14 protein-coding genes and 2 tRNA genes are annotated in these 14,805 nt (G+C 61.9%); 13 read left to right on the top strand and 3 right to left on the bottom strand.

Annotation, left to right across the window (positions count from 1 at the left end; genetic code table 11):
- The first annotated feature begins 45 nt into the window (after positions 1–45).
- From dnaN to QMK31_RS17050, 8 genes are all read left to right on the top strand, one after another.
- Positions 46–1,203: a DNA polymerase III subunit beta gene (gene dnaN, locus QMK31_RS17085; RefSeq protein WP_283502153.1), complete on the top strand. Its 1,158-nt coding sequence runs from the start codon at positions 46–48 to the stop codon at positions 1,201–1,203.
- Between the two features lie 5 nt (positions 1,204–1,208).
- On the top strand, positions 1,209–2,393 hold the full coding sequence (gene recF, locus QMK31_RS17080; protein ID WP_283502144.1) for a DNA replication/repair protein RecF: 1,185 nt from the start codon (positions 1,209–1,211) through the stop codon (positions 2,391–2,393).
- A complete protein-coding gene (locus QMK31_RS17075) occupies positions 2,386–2,922 on the top strand; it encodes a DciA family protein (RefSeq protein WP_283502143.1) in 537 nt (178 codons plus the stop codon). Before recF ends, QMK31_RS17075 begins: the two co-directional genes overlap by 8 nt.
- Positions 2,923–3,043: 121 nt before the next feature.
- Positions 3,044–5,062: a DNA topoisomerase (ATP-hydrolyzing) subunit B gene (gyrB, locus tag QMK31_RS17070; RefSeq protein WP_283502142.1), complete on the top strand. Its 2,019-nt coding sequence runs from the start codon at positions 3,044–3,046 to the stop codon at positions 5,060–5,062.
- A 76-nt stretch (positions 5,063–5,138) separates the two neighbouring features.
- Positions 5,139–7,703 carry a DNA gyrase subunit A gene (gene gyrA / locus QMK31_RS17065; RefSeq protein WP_283502152.1) on the top strand — a complete coding sequence of 855 codons (2,565 nt, stop codon included), beginning with the start codon at positions 5,139–5,141 and terminating at the stop codon, positions 7,701–7,703.
- Positions 7,696–8,100, top strand: a complete 405-nt coding sequence (locus tag QMK31_RS17060; RefSeq protein ID WP_283502141.1) for a DUF3566 domain-containing protein — start codon at positions 7,696–7,698, stop codon at positions 8,098–8,100. The genes gyrA and QMK31_RS17060 overlap by 8 nt, the downstream gene beginning before the upstream one ends.
- 139 nt (positions 8,101–8,239) lie before the next feature.
- Positions 8,240–8,313: transfer RNA gene (locus tag QMK31_RS17055), tRNA-Ile, on the top strand.
- 107 nt (positions 8,314–8,420) lie between these two features.
- Positions 8,421–8,493 (top strand) — tRNA-Ala (locus QMK31_RS17050).
- A 210-nt stretch (positions 8,494–8,703) separates the two neighbouring features.
- Here QMK31_RS17050 and QMK31_RS17045 read toward each other — a convergent pair.
- Positions 8,704–9,231, bottom strand: coding sequence for a hypothetical protein (locus tag QMK31_RS17045; RefSeq protein ID WP_283502140.1), 528 nt, complete (start codon positions 9,229–9,231; stop codon positions 8,704–8,706).
- 151 nt (positions 9,232–9,382) lie between these two features.
- On the opposite strand from QMK31_RS17045, the gene QMK31_RS17040 reads away from it, so the two are divergent.
- Complete coding sequence (locus QMK31_RS17040) at positions 9,383–9,922, top strand: peptidylprolyl isomerase (RefSeq protein ID WP_092110635.1); 540 nt, start codon at positions 9,383–9,385, stop codon at positions 9,920–9,922.
- Positions 9,923–9,942: 20 nt separating this feature from the next.
- Positions 9,943–10,779, top strand: a complete 837-nt coding sequence (locus tag QMK31_RS17035) for a rhomboid family intramembrane serine protease (RefSeq protein WP_283502139.1) — start codon at positions 9,943–9,945, stop codon at positions 10,777–10,779.
- Positions 10,780–10,936: 157 nt separating this feature from the next.
- Here QMK31_RS17035 and QMK31_RS17030 read toward each other — a convergent pair whose 3' ends face one another.
- A complete protein-coding gene (locus tag QMK31_RS17030) occupies positions 10,937–11,182 on the bottom strand; it encodes a cell division protein CrgA (RefSeq protein ID WP_283502138.1) in 246 nt (81 codons plus the stop codon).
- 79 nt (positions 11,183–11,261) lie between these two features.
- Between QMK31_RS17030 and QMK31_RS17025 the strand changes: the two genes are divergently transcribed.
- The 3 genes from QMK31_RS17025 to QMK31_RS17015 are packed head-to-tail and all read left to right on the top strand — an operon-like array spanning position 11,262 to position 12,886.
- Positions 11,262–12,080 carry a class E sortase gene (locus QMK31_RS17025; RefSeq protein WP_283502137.1) on the top strand — a complete coding sequence of 273 codons (819 nt, stop codon included), beginning with the start codon at positions 11,262–11,264 and terminating at the stop codon, positions 12,078–12,080.
- Between the two features lie 9 nt (positions 12,081–12,089).
- A complete protein-coding gene (locus QMK31_RS17020; RefSeq protein ID WP_283502136.1) occupies positions 12,090–12,251 on the top strand; it encodes a hypothetical protein in 162 nt (53 codons plus the stop codon).
- Positions 12,248–12,886 carry an anthranilate synthase component II gene (locus QMK31_RS17015; RefSeq protein WP_283502135.1) on the top strand — a complete coding sequence of 213 codons (639 nt, stop codon included), beginning with the start codon at positions 12,248–12,250 and terminating at the stop codon, positions 12,884–12,886. The genes QMK31_RS17020 and QMK31_RS17015 overlap by 4 nt, the downstream gene beginning before the upstream one ends.
- A gap of 201 nt (positions 12,887–13,087) precedes the next feature.
- Here the strand turns inward: QMK31_RS17015 and pknB are convergent, their stop codons facing one another.
- A complete protein-coding gene (gene pknB / locus QMK31_RS17010) occupies positions 13,088–14,782 on the bottom strand; it encodes a Stk1 family PASTA domain-containing Ser/Thr kinase (protein WP_283502134.1) in 1,695 nt (564 codons plus the stop codon).
- Positions 14,783–14,805: the final 23 nt, after the last annotated feature.

The following is a 14,805-nucleotide window of genomic DNA, read 5'->3' as shown; positions in this document are numbered from 1 at the left end:
GCATTGAGGCCCACCCACCCGCCCGTCGAACGCAAGGACTGTTTCGTGAGATTTCAGGCAAATCGGGATGTCTTCAGCGAAGCAGTGTCCTTCGCCGTCAAACTTCTTCCCCAACGAACGACTCTGCCGATTTTGAGTGGTGTACTCATCGAAGCGACCGCCACGGGCTTGATTCTCTCGTCTTTCGACTACGAGGTCTCGGCTCAGACCGAGATCGTCGCCGAAGTAGAAGAAATCGGCAAGGTCCTCGTCTCCGGCCGGCTGCTCGCCGAAATCGCCAGCCGTCTTCCGAACGCACCGGTGCGCTTCTCCACGGAAAACTCGCGAATCAAGGTCAGCTGTGGTTCCGCAAGCTTTACCCTGCTGTCTATGCCCGTTGAGGAATATCCGAGCATTCCGGTCGTCAGCACCCAATCAGGCCTCGTACCGGCTGAAGATTTCGCCGCAGCCGTCGCTCAAGTCGCCGTCGCCGCGTCGCGGGACGATGTCACTCCCGTCATTACCGGTGTACAGCTCGAAGTAACCGAAAACAGCCTGAGCCTCGTCGCCACCGACCGCTACCGCGTCGCGGTTCGTGAGATCGATTGGGATCCGGGAAGCAGTACCACTGGCAGTGAAACGGGCACGATAACCGCCCTCGTGCCGGCGCGAACCCTGCAGGAAGTTGGCAAGACCTTCGGTCACAGCGGAACAATCTCCGTTTCCATCACCAACAGCGATGACCGTGAACTGATCGCGTTCACCGCCAATAAGAAGACCGTCACCTCGCTACTCATCAAGGGTAATTTTCCCCCGGTTCGCCGTTTGTTCCCCGCCACTGTTGACAACTACGCGGTCATGAACACGGCCGAACTGATCGAAGCGACCCGGCGCGTGCAACTCGTGCTGGAGCGCGAAGCAGCGCTGCGGTTCACTTTCGCCGTTGATGGGGTCACTTTGGAAGCGGTGGGCTCGGAGCAGGCTCAGGCCACGGAAACCATTGACGCGATCCTCTCCGGTACCGAAACTGTCGTTTCGCTCAAGCCGCAGTTTCTTCTCGACGGGCTCAGCGCCGTGCACTCCGAATTTGTGCGGATCTCATTCACCAAAACGGAAAACCCCAACAAGCCAGGGCCTGTTTTGATCACCAGCCAGACCTCGCGCGAGCAGGCCGGAGCGGACAGCTACAAGTACCTGCTTCAGCCCAACCTGCTGCTGCGCTAACGCTGGTGCGGGTCACCCACCTCTCGCTGACCGACTTTCGCAACTATGCGGCGGCCGAGGTCGGGTTCGTTCCGGGCCCGAACCTCATCGTCGGCCGTAACGGGCAAGGCAAGACCAATCTGGTCGAGGCGCTCGGCTTTCTCAGCACGCTCACTTCACACCGTGTTTCCAGCGATAAAGCAATGATCCGGGCGGGCCAGGATGCCGGAATCATTCGGGCTCGGCTGGAATACAACGGCCGGGATATCTTGACCGAAGTACAGTTGAACCGCACCGGACAGAACCGGGCGCAAGTCAATCGATCGGTCATTAAGACCCGCGATCTTCCCCGGTATTTCTCGAGCGTGGTCTTCGCCCCTGAAGATCTCGCCCTGGTGCGAGGCGATCCTTCTGGCCGGCGCAAGTTTCTCGATCAGCTTCTCGTGCTGCGCACCCCTCGCCTCGCGGCGGTGCTGAGCGACTACGACCGGGTGCTCAAACAGCGCAACACCCTGCTGAAGTCGGCGCGGGCGTCTGGTGTACGTGGTAATCAGCTCTCCACGCTCGACATCTGGGACGAACGCTTAGTGGAGTTCGGTTCGGAGATTATCGACGAACGAACCAAACTCGTGCAGCAGCTTGGTGAACCCTTGCGCGCGGCCTATCGCGCCGTGGTGAATGAGGACCACGGCCCGGCCCTGGTGGCGAGTCTCAGCATCCTCGGCGCCGACGAAGATGCTGATCTCGGCGTGCAAAATTCCACGGTGTCTCCCATGGTTACCGGGTCAGTGGAGTCCACTACCAATGAGATCTTTCGCGCTGCGCTGGCCGGACTGCGAAAGCGGGAGCTGGAACGGGGCATCACCCTCGCCGGACCGCATCGAGACGACCTGATCTTTATGCTCAACTCCCTGCCGGCTAAGGGCTATGCCAGCCACGGGGAATCGTGGTCGTTCGCGCTGTCGTTGAAACTCGCATCCGCGGCGCTGTTACGCCAGGATTCAGCCAGCGGGGACCCGGTTCTGATTCTCGATGACGTCTTTGCGGAACTCGACCTGGAGCGCCGAGCCCGGTTGGCCGCCGCGATCGGATCGTTCGAACAGGTGTTGATCACGGCCGCCGTGCTCGAAGATGTGCCGAAAGCCCTCGTGGCGAATACGATTCACATTCATGCCGGTCAGGTTCAGATCGGAACGGCCAGTAATGGCTGACGATGTTCCACGTGAAACAACCGCGTTGCCCGTTTCATTGGAATCGACTACCAGCGAAGCAGCGAATGTCTACCTGCGCTTCAAGAGCATCTTCGGCGATCCGAATGCCCGGCGCTCACGCGGCCGCAAGCGAATTGCGCCCGCGGCCGGTTCAAGTGTTCCCTTTGGAATCGGGCGCGATCCACACGGGCTCGGCGATACGATCGATTCTCTCACCATGCAGCTCGGGTGGAATTCGCCGTTGGCTCAATCTGAACTTCTCACATCGTGGGCGAAGCTAGCCGGGGAAGAAACCGCCAATCATTCCACCCCCGCTGGCATCGATGACGGCGTGCTCACCGTGCACTGTGAATCCACCGCCTGGGCCACGCAATTACGGCTGATGCGCAACGTCATAATGGAACACATTGCGAATCGATACCCGGATGCGGGAATTCAATCAATTCGTTTTCAGGGGCCTAACGCGCCGTCCTGGAAAAAGGGCCCCAGATCAATTCCAGGGCGTGGTCCGCGCGATACCTACGGGTAACCCAACATTTAAGGTCAACCCCTTGAACAGAACGCGTCAAACGGCGATTATGGCCGGTTGGTCTCCCCCCGTTTGGTAGACTGAATGGTCGCCCGTGCGATGGTCAGGAGCCTAATTTCAGATGACAGTTGAACCGACGCCCGAACGCACGTCCCCAGAGATATCCCCACTAGTGGCGGAGCGGGAGCCGGAGCACGAATACGGTGCCGACGATATCCAGGTGCTCGAAGGCCTGGAAGCCGTTCGCAAGCGACCCGGAATGTATATCGGGTCTACCGGACCGCGCGGACTGCACCACCTCGTTTATGAGATCGTCGACAACTCCGTCGACGAGGCTCTCGCTGGGCACTGCGACACCATTGATATTCGTATTCTCGCTGACGGTGCCATCCGCGTTGAAGATAACGGCCGCGGCATTCCCGTCGACATCCATAAGGCCGAGGGACGGTCGACCGTCGAGGTCGTGCTGACCGTACTGCACGCCGGCGGTAAGTTTGGCGGCGGCGGCTATTCGGTTTCCGGTGGGCTGCACGGCGTTGGAAGCTCCGTCGTTAATGCTCTATCAAGCCGCCTTGAGGTCGAGGTTCGTCGACAGGGCTTCATCTGGCGACAGAGTTTCGCCAACGGTGTTCCGAACGCCGCCCTGGAAAAGGGCGAGGCTAACGGCGAAACGGGCACGACGATCACGTTCTGGCCCAGTGCGGAAACCTTCGAGACGGTCGACTTTGACTACGAAACCTTGCGCGCACGTTTTCAGCAGATGGGCTTTCTGAACAAGGGCCTGCGCCTCACCCTCACCGACGAGCGTGAAGCCCACCGCACCGACGACGGCAAAGCCGTCTCTAACACCTTCAAGTATGACAAGGGGCTCGTCGACTACGTCGAATACCTCAACCGTGCCAAGAAGGCCGACCTCGTCAATGACGAGATAATCTCCTTCGAGTGGGAAGACCACGAACGAAAGATGGCCCTCGAAGTGGCCATGCAGTGGACCACCGCATACACCGAGAGCGTGCACACCTACGCCAACACGATCAATACCCATGAGGGCGGCACCCACGAGGAGGGTTTCCGCGCCGCGCTGACCACGCTCGTGAACAAGTACGCCCGCGAGAAAGGCATCCTGAAAGAAAAGGATGACAACCTCACCGGTGATGACGTGCGCGAGGGCCTCACCGCAGTCGTATCGATCAAGCTTGCCGAGCCGCAGTTCGAAGGCCAGACCAAGACCAAGCTCGGTAACACCGAGGCGAAATCTTTCGTGCAGAAGGTCGCCAACGATCAGCTCACCGACTGGTTTAACCGCAACCCGAATCCGGCCCGCGAGATCATCCGCAAATCCTTACAGGCATCGAATGCCCGCATGGCGGCCCGCAAAGCACGCGAGACCGCGCGTCGCAAGGGACTGCTTGAGGGTGGCGGAATGCCCGGCAAGCTCAAGGATTGCCAGAGCAAAGACCCCTCACTCTCCGAGATTTTCATCGTGGAGGGTGACTCGGCCGGCGGCTCAGCCGTGCAGGGCCGTAACCCTGAATACCAGGCTATTTTGCCCCTTCGAGGCAAGATCCTCAACGTGGAGAAGGCGCGCCTCGACCGTGCCTTGGGCAACGCTGAGGTGCAGGCGATGATCACGGCGTTCGGCGCCGGCATGGGTGAAGAGTTCAATCCCGACAAGGTGCGGTACCACAAGATCGTTCTAATGGCCGACGCCGATGTCGACGGCCAGCACATCACGACCCTGCTGCTGACCCTGCTGTTCCGCTACATGCGTCCGTTGATCGACCTCGGATACGTGTATTTGGCCCAGCCGCCGCTGTACCGCCTCAAATGGAGTAACTCGCCGCACCAGTACGTGTACTCCGACGTCGAGCGCGATGCTCTCCTCGCCGACGGTGCGGCCGCGGGCAAGCGCATCCCGAAAGACAACGGAATCCAGCGCTACAAGGGCCTCGGCGAGATGGACTACAAGGAACTCTGGGAGACCACCATGGCTCCTGAATCCCGCACACTGCTGCAGGTCACCCTGGACGACGCGGCATCCGCCGACGAAATCTTCTCCACCCTGATGGGTGAAGACGTCGAATCACGACGCAACTTCATCCAGAAAAACGCGAAGGACGTGCGTTTCCTTGACATCTGACGACACCACGCGCAACTCCGACGGGATCAACCCCGAGGAGACAGCCGCGACAGCTGCCGCTGCGGCAGCTCACCTCGTGCAGCACGGCAAAATCGACCAGGTCGACCTGCAGCTGGAAATGCAGCGCTCCTACCTCGATTACGCGATGAGCGTCATTGTCGGGCGCGCTCTGCCCGACGTGCGCGATGGCATGAAACCGGTGCACCGCCGCGTGATCTACGCCATGTTCGACGGCGGCTACCGGCCGGACAAAGCCTTCTCCAAGTGCGCTCGCGTTGTCGGTGACGTCATGGGCCAGTTCCACCCGCACGGTGACTCCTCGATCTATGACGCCCTTGTGCGTCTCGTGCAGCCATGGAGCCTGCGGTATCCGCTTGCCCTCGGCCAGGGAAACTTCGGCTCCCCGGGCAACGATGGAGCTGCTGCTCCGAGATACACCGAAACGAAGATGGCCCCGCTCGCCTTGGAAATGGTGCGCGATATCGACGAGGACACCGTCGATTTTCAGGACAACTACGACGGCCGTACCCTAGAGCCGACCGTTCTGCCGGCGCGTTTTCCGAACCTGTTGGTCAACGGCTCTGTCGGTATTGCCGTCGGTATGGCCACGAATATTCCGCCGCACAACCTGCGCGAGGTCGCCTCAGGTGCCCAGTGGTACCTCGAGAATCCCGAGGCCAGCCGCGAAGAGCTCCTTGACGCGCTGGTCGCGCGCATCAAGGGACCCGACTTTCCCACCGGCGCGCAAATCCTGGGCATCAAGGGTATTCAGGACGCCTACCGTACCGGTCGTGGTTCGATCACGATGCGGGCCGTGGTCAGTATCGAAGAGATCCAGGGACGCACCTGCCTCGTCATCACCGAACTGCCGTACCAGGTGAACCCCGATAACCTCGCGATCAAGATCGCCGACCTGGTCAAGGACGCGAAGATCACCGGCATCGCAGACATTCGTGATGAGACCAGCGGTCGAACCGGCCAGCGGCTCGTGATCGTGCTCAAGCGCGATGCTGTCGCCAAGGTCGTGCTGAATAACCTGTACAAGCACACCCAGCTGCAGGAGAACTTCGGCGCCAACATGCTCGCCATCGTCGACGGCGTACCGCGCACCCTCGCCCTCGACGGCTTCATCTCGGCCTGGGTCGCGCACCAGATCGAGGTCATCGTTCGGCGCACCCAGTTCCGCTTGAACAAGGCTGAAGCTGATGCCCACATTCTGCGCGGCTACCTCAAGGCCCTGGACGCGCTCGATGAGGTGATCGCGCTCATCCGTCGCTCGAACACGGTCGACGACGCTCGCGAAGGCCTCATGGCCCTGCTCGACGTGGACAAACTGCAGGCCGATGCCATCCTGACCATGCAGTTGCGTCGTCTGGCCGCTCTTGAACGCCAGAAGATCATCGACCAGGCCGCCGAGCTCGAGCTTCAGATCGCCGAATTCAAGTCGATTCTGGCCAGCCCCGAGCGTCAGCGCACGATCATCAGCGAAGAACTCGCCGAGATCACCGCGAAATTCGGCGACGACCGCCGCACCGAGATTATGTTGGGCTTCGACGGCGACATGTCCATCGAAGATCTCATCCCCGAAGAGGAGATGGTGGTCACCGTTACCCGCGGCGGCTACATCAAGCGAACGCGCAGTGACAACTATCGCAATCAGCACCGCGGCGGTAAGGGTGTCAGGGGTGCGCAGCTGCGTGCCGACGACGTGGTCGAACACTTCTTCGTGACCACGACACACCATTGGCTGCTGTTCTTCACCAACACCGGCCGGGTCTACCGCGCCAAGGCCTACGAGGCGCAGGAGTCCGGTCGGGACGCCAAGGGCCAGCACGTGGCCAACCTGCTCGCCCTGCAACCGGGCGAAGTAATTGCGCAGATTCTCGATATTCGCGACTACGAGGTGGCTCAGTACCTGACCCTCGCCACCCGTGACGGGCTGATCAAGAAGACCGCACTGAGTGAGTACGACACCAACCGCACCGGTGGCATCATCGCTATCAAGCTGCGCGAGGGCGACGAACTGGTCTCGGCTCTGCTGGTCGAAGATGATTCCGACCTGCTGTTGGTCTCCCGTAAGGGCATGTCGATTCGCTTCACCGCCACCGACGAAGCGCTGCGCCCGATGGGCCGCAGCACCTCCGGCGTGATCGGAATGCACTTCCGCGGTGAGGACACCCTGCTCGACGCATCCGTCATCAACGATGACGGATATGTGTTCGTTGTCACCGAGGGCGGCTACGCCAAGCGCACCGCCGCCGACCAATACCGGCTGCAGAATCGCGGCGGTCTGGGCATCAAGGTGGCCAAGCTCAACGATGACCGTGGCGACCTGGTCGGCTCGTTGATCGTGAACCCCGAGGACGAGGTCCTTGTGGTTCTTGCCAGCGGCAAGGTGGTACGCTCGTTCGTCGCCGAGGTTCCGGCCAAGGGTCGGGACACGATGGGCGTCGTTTTCGCAAAGTTCGCGGATGAGGACAGAATCATTTCTATTGCGAAAAACATCGAACGAAATCTGGTCGCCACCGACGAAGAGGGCGAAGGGGATGCCGATGCACTGGCTGGTACCGTCGACACCAGTGCTGCAGATGGCGCCGCTCCCGAACGTGATGCAGGGAAAGTAGAGACACCGAATGAGTAGCGTCGCCGAAAAGCTCGCCAAGAAGTCCACCCGCAAGACCACGACCAAGCAGGTGCGCCTGAAACTGGTTTACGTCGATTTTTGGTCGAGCGTAAAACTGTCCTTTTTGGTCGCGGTCTGTCTCGCCATCGTCACCGTTGTGGCGACGTTTCTCACCTACACGGTGCTCGTACAGACCGAGGTGCTGACCAAGGTCGACGACCTGTACGCCACCGTGGCGGGCGAATCTGCCGATCTGGCGGCCATTATTTCAATCGGAAACGTCATGGGCTTCGCTGTCGTCGTGGCGGTGCTGAACATGGTCGTAATCACCGCCCTCGGTGCCATCTACGCCGTTCTGTACAACCTGAGCGTCAAGATCACCGGCGGCCTGCTGGTCGGCTTCACCAACAACTAGCGTCATTTTTCGCACGATCGAGGGCTGTTGCTCCCCGGTGGCAGCCCTCGTAGCCCGAATTTCGGCATTTCTTCCGTCGGAAGGTTGACTCGATTTCAGGTTCCGGTCAGATTCCGGTAGTCTTCAATCTGCCCAAGAGGGGGATATAGCTCAGTTGGTTAGAGCGCTTCACTGATAATGAAGAGGTCCCAGGTTCAAATCCCGGTATCCCCACGCAGCACCAGTTTTACCCGTCTTGCGATGTCGAGACCGATGAAGCACAGCTTCATCGGCGCTGGTGTCGCAGAAACGCTGGCGCGTTTCCCTAAGCTCCAGCGCGCGGGGCCATAGCTCAATTGGTAGAGCGCCTGCTTTGCAAGCAGGAGGTCCGGGGTTCGATTCCCCGTGGCTCCACAATTCACGCAAAAGGCTCGTCTTCGGACGGGCCTTTTGCTTTACCGGCGCGCGATCCTGGTGCGGGCGCGGCAGTGCCGGCAGCGCGCATCCGCTATGAGGGCGTGTGTGCAGCCGTCAGTGGCCCCGTGATGGCGTTTCAGACGGTTAACACCGCAGGGCCCGCATCCACCGGATGCGGGCCCTGCACGAGCTGGTGGGCGTTCTGCCCTAGTCTTCCTGCTGCGTGGTTGGTTCGACCTCGTCGTCAGCGACCCAGAGCTCGTCGTCGGCACGGAACGTCTGCCAGACGGCGTAGGCGACGCCGACAGCGGCGACAACCGCGAGGCCGAGGGCGAAGTAAGTGCCGGCTCCCGGACCCTTGGGTTCGACCACGACCGGCTTCTGAAAGCGGATGCGACCCAGCGCGGCACGTACGCGGGCGTCGCGGGCGACGTCGCCGACGGACATGACGGTGCCGATAGCGGAACCGATTCCGGGGAGTACGTTGTTGACGACGCGGCGGCGCACACCGTCGGCGGCCTCATGCGTGGCGTTCACACCTGGGCGAACGTAGTGCTCATAGCTCTCGCGAACGCGCGGAGCGACTTCTTCGCGAGCGAGGATGCCGGCCTGATGACCGGCCTGACGAGCAAGGACGTTCGCTCGTTCCAATACTTCTTGTTGGTGGCTCCATAGTTCGTCTGCGCTTTTGCGCAGCCGAGTGAGTTCCTTGCGGCGCTTGCGTGACAGGCTCATCTGGACCCTCCATCGATGTCGTGTGGCGAATGTTTATCCATCTTGCCACTGAGTGCCTATCTTGCCACTCAATCGCCGTGTTGCCAGCGAATGCACTGGGAGCAATTTGCGCAATCAGATTCGGTGGAGATTGCTGTGCAAGAATCTCTCTATGTCTAAGCACACCGCTGTCGCCACCCTGAACACCACCCTCGGACCGATCAAGGTCAACCTCTTTGGCAATCACGCGCCGAAGACGGTCAAGAACTTCGTCGGCCTCGCGACCGGCGAACTCGAGTGGAAGCACCCCGCAACGGGCGTCGCTTCCACCACGCCGCTCTACGACGGCACCATCTTCCACCGCATCATCAAAGACTTCATGATCCAGGCCGGCGACCCGCTGGGCCAGGGCACCGGCGGCCCCGGCTATCAGTTCGATGACGAAATCAGCCCCGACCTGGACTTCACCCAGCCCTACGTGCTCGCCATGGCGAACGCGGGGATTCAGGGCGGCCACGGCACGAACGGCTCGCAGTTCTTCATCACCGTCGTTCCGACCACCTGGCTGCAGGGCAAGCACACCATCTTCGGTGCCGTTGAAGATGAAGACTCGCGCGCGATCGTTGCCAAGCTCGCCACCGTCGCCACCGACGGTCGTGACCGCCCGATTGAGGACGTCGTCATTCAGAGCGTCTCCGTCGAGTCCGTCTAGCCAGCCACCCTTCCAGCAGAATGAGCGATCTGCCGGCCTCGGCGACGAATTTTTGTTACCGCCATCCGGGGCGGCAGAGCTTTATTTTGTGTCAGCGCTGCGGGCGCACCATCTGTGCCGAGTGCCAGACCCAGGCCGCTGTCGGGGTCGTCTGCCCGGAATGCATGAAAGAACAGCGTAAGAACGCTCCCCGTACCAAGCCGGCGATCCTCACTCGGCTGACCGGCAGTGACCGGCCTGCAGTGACCTATTCCATTATCGGAATCACCCTGGTCGTCTACCTGCTTCAATTCGTCATCGGTTCTCAGATCACTGCCCTGCTCTGGTACGCCGGGGCGTATTCGTATCCCGGCAGCTTCGAACCGTGGCGCATGCTCACCACAGCCCTCGTGCACGGTTCCATCTTCCACGTGCTGCTGAACATGTACACCCTGTGGATCTTCGGCCAGCTTCTGGAACAGCTGCTCGGGCGCGGCCGTTACCTGGCGCTCTACCTGCTGAGCGCCCTGGCCGGTTCGCTCGGAGTGCTGTTCCTGTCGAATCCCACAACTCCGGTTGTGGGTGCATCCGGGGCCATCTTCGGTCTCATGGGTGCGTTCCTCGTGATTCAGCGCCGGCTCGGCGGCAATGCCAAACAATTGCTCGTGCTGGTCGGCATCAACCTGGTGATCGGGTTCATCCCGGGGCTGCAAATTGCATGGCAGGCGCACATCGGTGGATTGATCGGTGGTGCCGTTCTCGGCCTGATCTTCGTGCAGACGAGGCGCATCCGTCAGAAGTCGCTGCAGGTGGGACTGATCGGCGCATTCGCTGCCGTGCTGGTATTGCTGAGCTTTGCCCGCTTTTTCGCGATCTAGCGGTCGCAGTCGGTCTGGAGCCGCGAGTTATCCACAGGTCTATCCACATGGGGATAATTACACCAATGTCATTACCCTGTTATTGCCCGGTGGTTACGGGGCGGTAACGAATGCGTGATCGCCGGATGACCGGCAGCGGCCGGTTCGGGGTGGTGGCTCAGCGCCAGCGAGTCGTCATCAGAAAGCCGATGAAGGCGATACCGAACCCGACCAGAATATTCATGGCACCGAGGCCCGCGATGGGCAACTGGCTGCCACTGACGTAGAACACGATGATCCAGGCCAGTCCAAGCAGCATAAAACCGAACATGACGGGCTTGAACCAGACGGCATTGGGCGCGTCCTCGTTCGAGCGGGCAACTTCGGTGCGGTCGGGCCGGGTGCGGGGATTCTTACGTGCCATCCTGCGATCCTAGCGGCTCCGCCTGTTTATTGGATTTGGCGATGGGGCTCTGGGCCACTCGGGTCAGTAGACTCGCAGTATGTGTCCACAGGCAGACGGCCCCGTCGAGATCGTCACCAAGCGGCCGCGCCGCGCGAAATCGGGCAGGGTCACCGCCGTTGGCGTCGCGGGCGAGCTGCTCATCACCGCTAGCGCGCTCGTTTTACTCTTCCTGGGCTGGCAGCTCTGGTGGAACGACATGATCATGGCCAACTCGCAGTCCGACGCTGCCAGCGAGATCAGTCAGGATTGGATCGACCAGGACACGGCCACGCCGGAACCCGTTCCGACCGTCGATCCGGCCGAGCCGAGCACCACACCGGTCCCCGTCGACTTCGGAGCGCCGATCGTGGCTGCCGTTCCAGCCAACGCCAAAGCCTTCGCGGTGCTGTACGTTCCCCGCTTCGGCGCCGAGTATCACCGCAGTATCGCCGAGGGTACCGGTCATGACGTCTTGAACAGCAACCGCCTCGGCATCGGGCACTACGCGGGCACCCAGATGCCCGGCGAGGTCGGCAACTTCGCCGTCGCCGCCCACCGCAGCGCGTTCGGCGGCGCGATGCACCTAATCAACGAACTCCAGCTCGGCGACGCCATCTACGTGCAGACCGCCGACGGGTATTACACCTACCGATACCGCGATACCGAGTATGTAGCGCCTTCCCAGGTGCAGGTGCTGGCATCCGTTCCGAACAAGCCAGAGGGCACCGCGGTCGACCGCATCATCACCCTGACCAGTTGCAACCCGCTGTTATCCACGGCCGAACGCATCATCGCCTACGGCGTACTCGAATCGTGGCAGCCACTCTCGGCCGGCGCCCCGGCCGAACTCGCACCGATCATCGCAGCCCAGGGCTAGGAGGCTCCCATGTACGCAGCACTGTGGCATGTTCTGCCCGGACCCATCTGGGTGCGCATCATTCTGGTTTTGATCCTGGTTGTGGCCGTACTCGCCGCGCTCGCCACCTGGGTCTATCCGTGGATCGACGGCATACTCAACAGCCAGGAAGCGACGGTGGGCGGCGCATGACCCGTATTCTCGTGATCGACAACTATGACAGCTTCGTCTATACCCTCAACGGTTATCTGATGGAGCTCGGCGCGGAGACGGACGTCGTGCGCAACGACTCCTTCGAGAAGGCGGATGCTGCCGCCCGCATCGCCGACTACGACGGTGTTTTGGTCTCCCCTGGTCCCGGCAAGCCGTCGGACGCCGGTGTGTCGATCGCGGTCGTTGAGGCGGCAGTCGAGGCCGGCCTGCCACTGTTCGGCGTATGCCTGGGCCACCAGGCCATCGCTGAGGCCTTCGGGGCCACGGTCACCAACGCCGAAGAGCTTATGCACGGCAAGACTTCGCTCATCACGCACGATGGGAGCGACTTCTACGAGGGTGTGCCCCAGCCGTTCACGGCCACACGCTACCACTCGCTCGCCGTCGTCACGTCGACCGTTCCCAGCGACCTCGTCGTCACGTCGCGAACGCAAGGCGGCGTTATTATGGGGCTGCGGCACGCATCCGCACCCATTCTCGGGGTGCAATTCCACCCAGAGTCGGTGCTGACCGAGGGAGGCTACCGCATGCTCGGCAACTGGTTGGCACTCACGGGCCTTGCCGGTGCGAAGGAGACGTCGAAGTCCCTGCATCCGCTGTTGCGCCTCACCTGACTCCGACCTCGCGTTCGGGCCCACCTATGCACGTGGACCCAGGCTTTATCACGGGACCGACGACCGGGCCCGGAATGTGCAGAGCGTGCGAACCGTCGTAGTGATGCCCGTGGCGGACCAGACTGCGGGCCCACCCTGTGACCACGGGCCCAGTCTATAAACTGGGCCCGTGGACGGGGCCCGGGCCCCGTGCAGAGGACGCTAGGTGCCGGCGCAGTAGGTCAGGATGATTTCGGAACGCTGGGGGACGTCGCCGGGCGCCAGTGACTGGGCTTTGATCGGCGAACCGGACTCCTGGGCGCAGGTGAAGTCCGCCTTCGACACGGGCGCGAGGCCCTCATTGCTCACCAGATCGATCGCGGCGACCAGTGACTGCCCGGTCAGGTCCGTCAGGGAGACCAGACCACTCGACACGACATAGTTGATCGTGTCCCCGGCGAACTGGGAGGCCGCAGCCGCCGGGTCGGTACGCATGACGATGTCGGCAGCCACCGTGCCAGAGTTTTCGGCGGTGACCGACCCGGAGACGAATCCGAGCGCTTCGATCGCGGCCTGGGCATCCGTTATGGGCTGGTTGGTGACGTCGGGAACCGTGACCGGTACGGGACCGGTCGAGACGAAGACCTTGATCACGTCGGAGGGGTTGACGATGGTATCGGCCGGTGGGTCGGTACGAATGACCTGGTCGGCGGGCACGGTCGTGCTGGACTCCTCAGCGCGGGTAGCGGCGAGATCCAGGTCGAGGAGCGCGTTCTGGGCATCATCGTAGGTTTGGCCGGTGAGCGAGGGTACCTGCCGGGAGCTATCGGGAAGTTCCACCGAGGGCTGCAAGTTCGCGACCCAGATCATCACCGCCACGACGATAACGATCACGCAGACGATGCCTGCCCAGACCCAAATAACCGGGGGGCGCCGCTGGGTACGCACCATCGTGTGGTCTTCGGAAAGCTGTTTGAGGGCGAGCGCCGAACCGGTGACGGCCGCCGGCGCAGCACCGAACAAGCCGGCTCCAACGTCGTCCCCCGCGTGGTGGATCGGAATCTGGCCGGAACCGGCGGTCTCGACGTCATTGCGAAACTCGACGGCGCTCTGGTACCGGGCAAACCGGTCCTTAGCCAGGGCGTGCAGCACGACCGAATCGAGGGCCGGTGATACCTTGGGGTTAAGCGCTGACGGCTTGACCGGCATTTCACTGACGTGCTGGTAGGCGACGGCCACGGGAGTGTCGCCGCGGAACGGTGGGCGCCCGGTCAGCATCTCGAATAGCACCACGCCGGTGGAGTACAGGTCGGTGCGCGCATCCACGGATTCACCCTTGGCCTGCTCGGGGGAGAAATAGGCGGCGGTGCCGAGAATGGCCGTGGTCTGGGCGACAGTGGTGGCCGAGTCGGAGATGGCGCGGGCAATACCGAAGTCCATCACCTTGACCTGGCCAGACTTGGTGATCATGATATTGCCTGGCTTGATGTCGCGGTGCACGACGCCGGCACGATGGGAGTACTCGAGCGCGGTCAGCACTCCGTCGATGATGCGTACGGCCTCGGCGGCCTCGATCGGGCCCTCGCGGATGATGTCCTTGAGCAGGCGGCCGTCGACGTGTTCCATGACGATGAATGGAATCTGCGAGTCGTGGCCGGATTCGTCGGTGACGGTCTCCTCGCCGGCATCGAACACCCGCACGATCGTCGGGTGGGCCATGCGCGCGGCGGCCTGGGCCTCCTGGCGAAAGCGGGTGCGAAACGCAGGGTCGGCGGCGAGGGTCGACTTGAGCAGCTTGATGGCGACCGTGCGACCGAGCCGGGAATCGGTGCCGATGTGTACGTCGGACATGCCGCCGCGGCCGAGCAGGGCTCCGACGCGATAACGGCCCGCGATCAAACGGCCAGAGTCAGGCACGAACGCACTCCCCCACAATCAGA

It is taken from the genome of Cryobacterium sp. PH31-O1 (assembly GCF_030063455.1).
Lineage (GTDB): Bacteria > Actinomycetota > Actinomycetes > Actinomycetales > Microbacteriaceae > Cryobacterium.
Note: the sequence above shows the minus strand (reverse complement) of the source record. Positions and strands in the feature narration are given on the sequence as shown.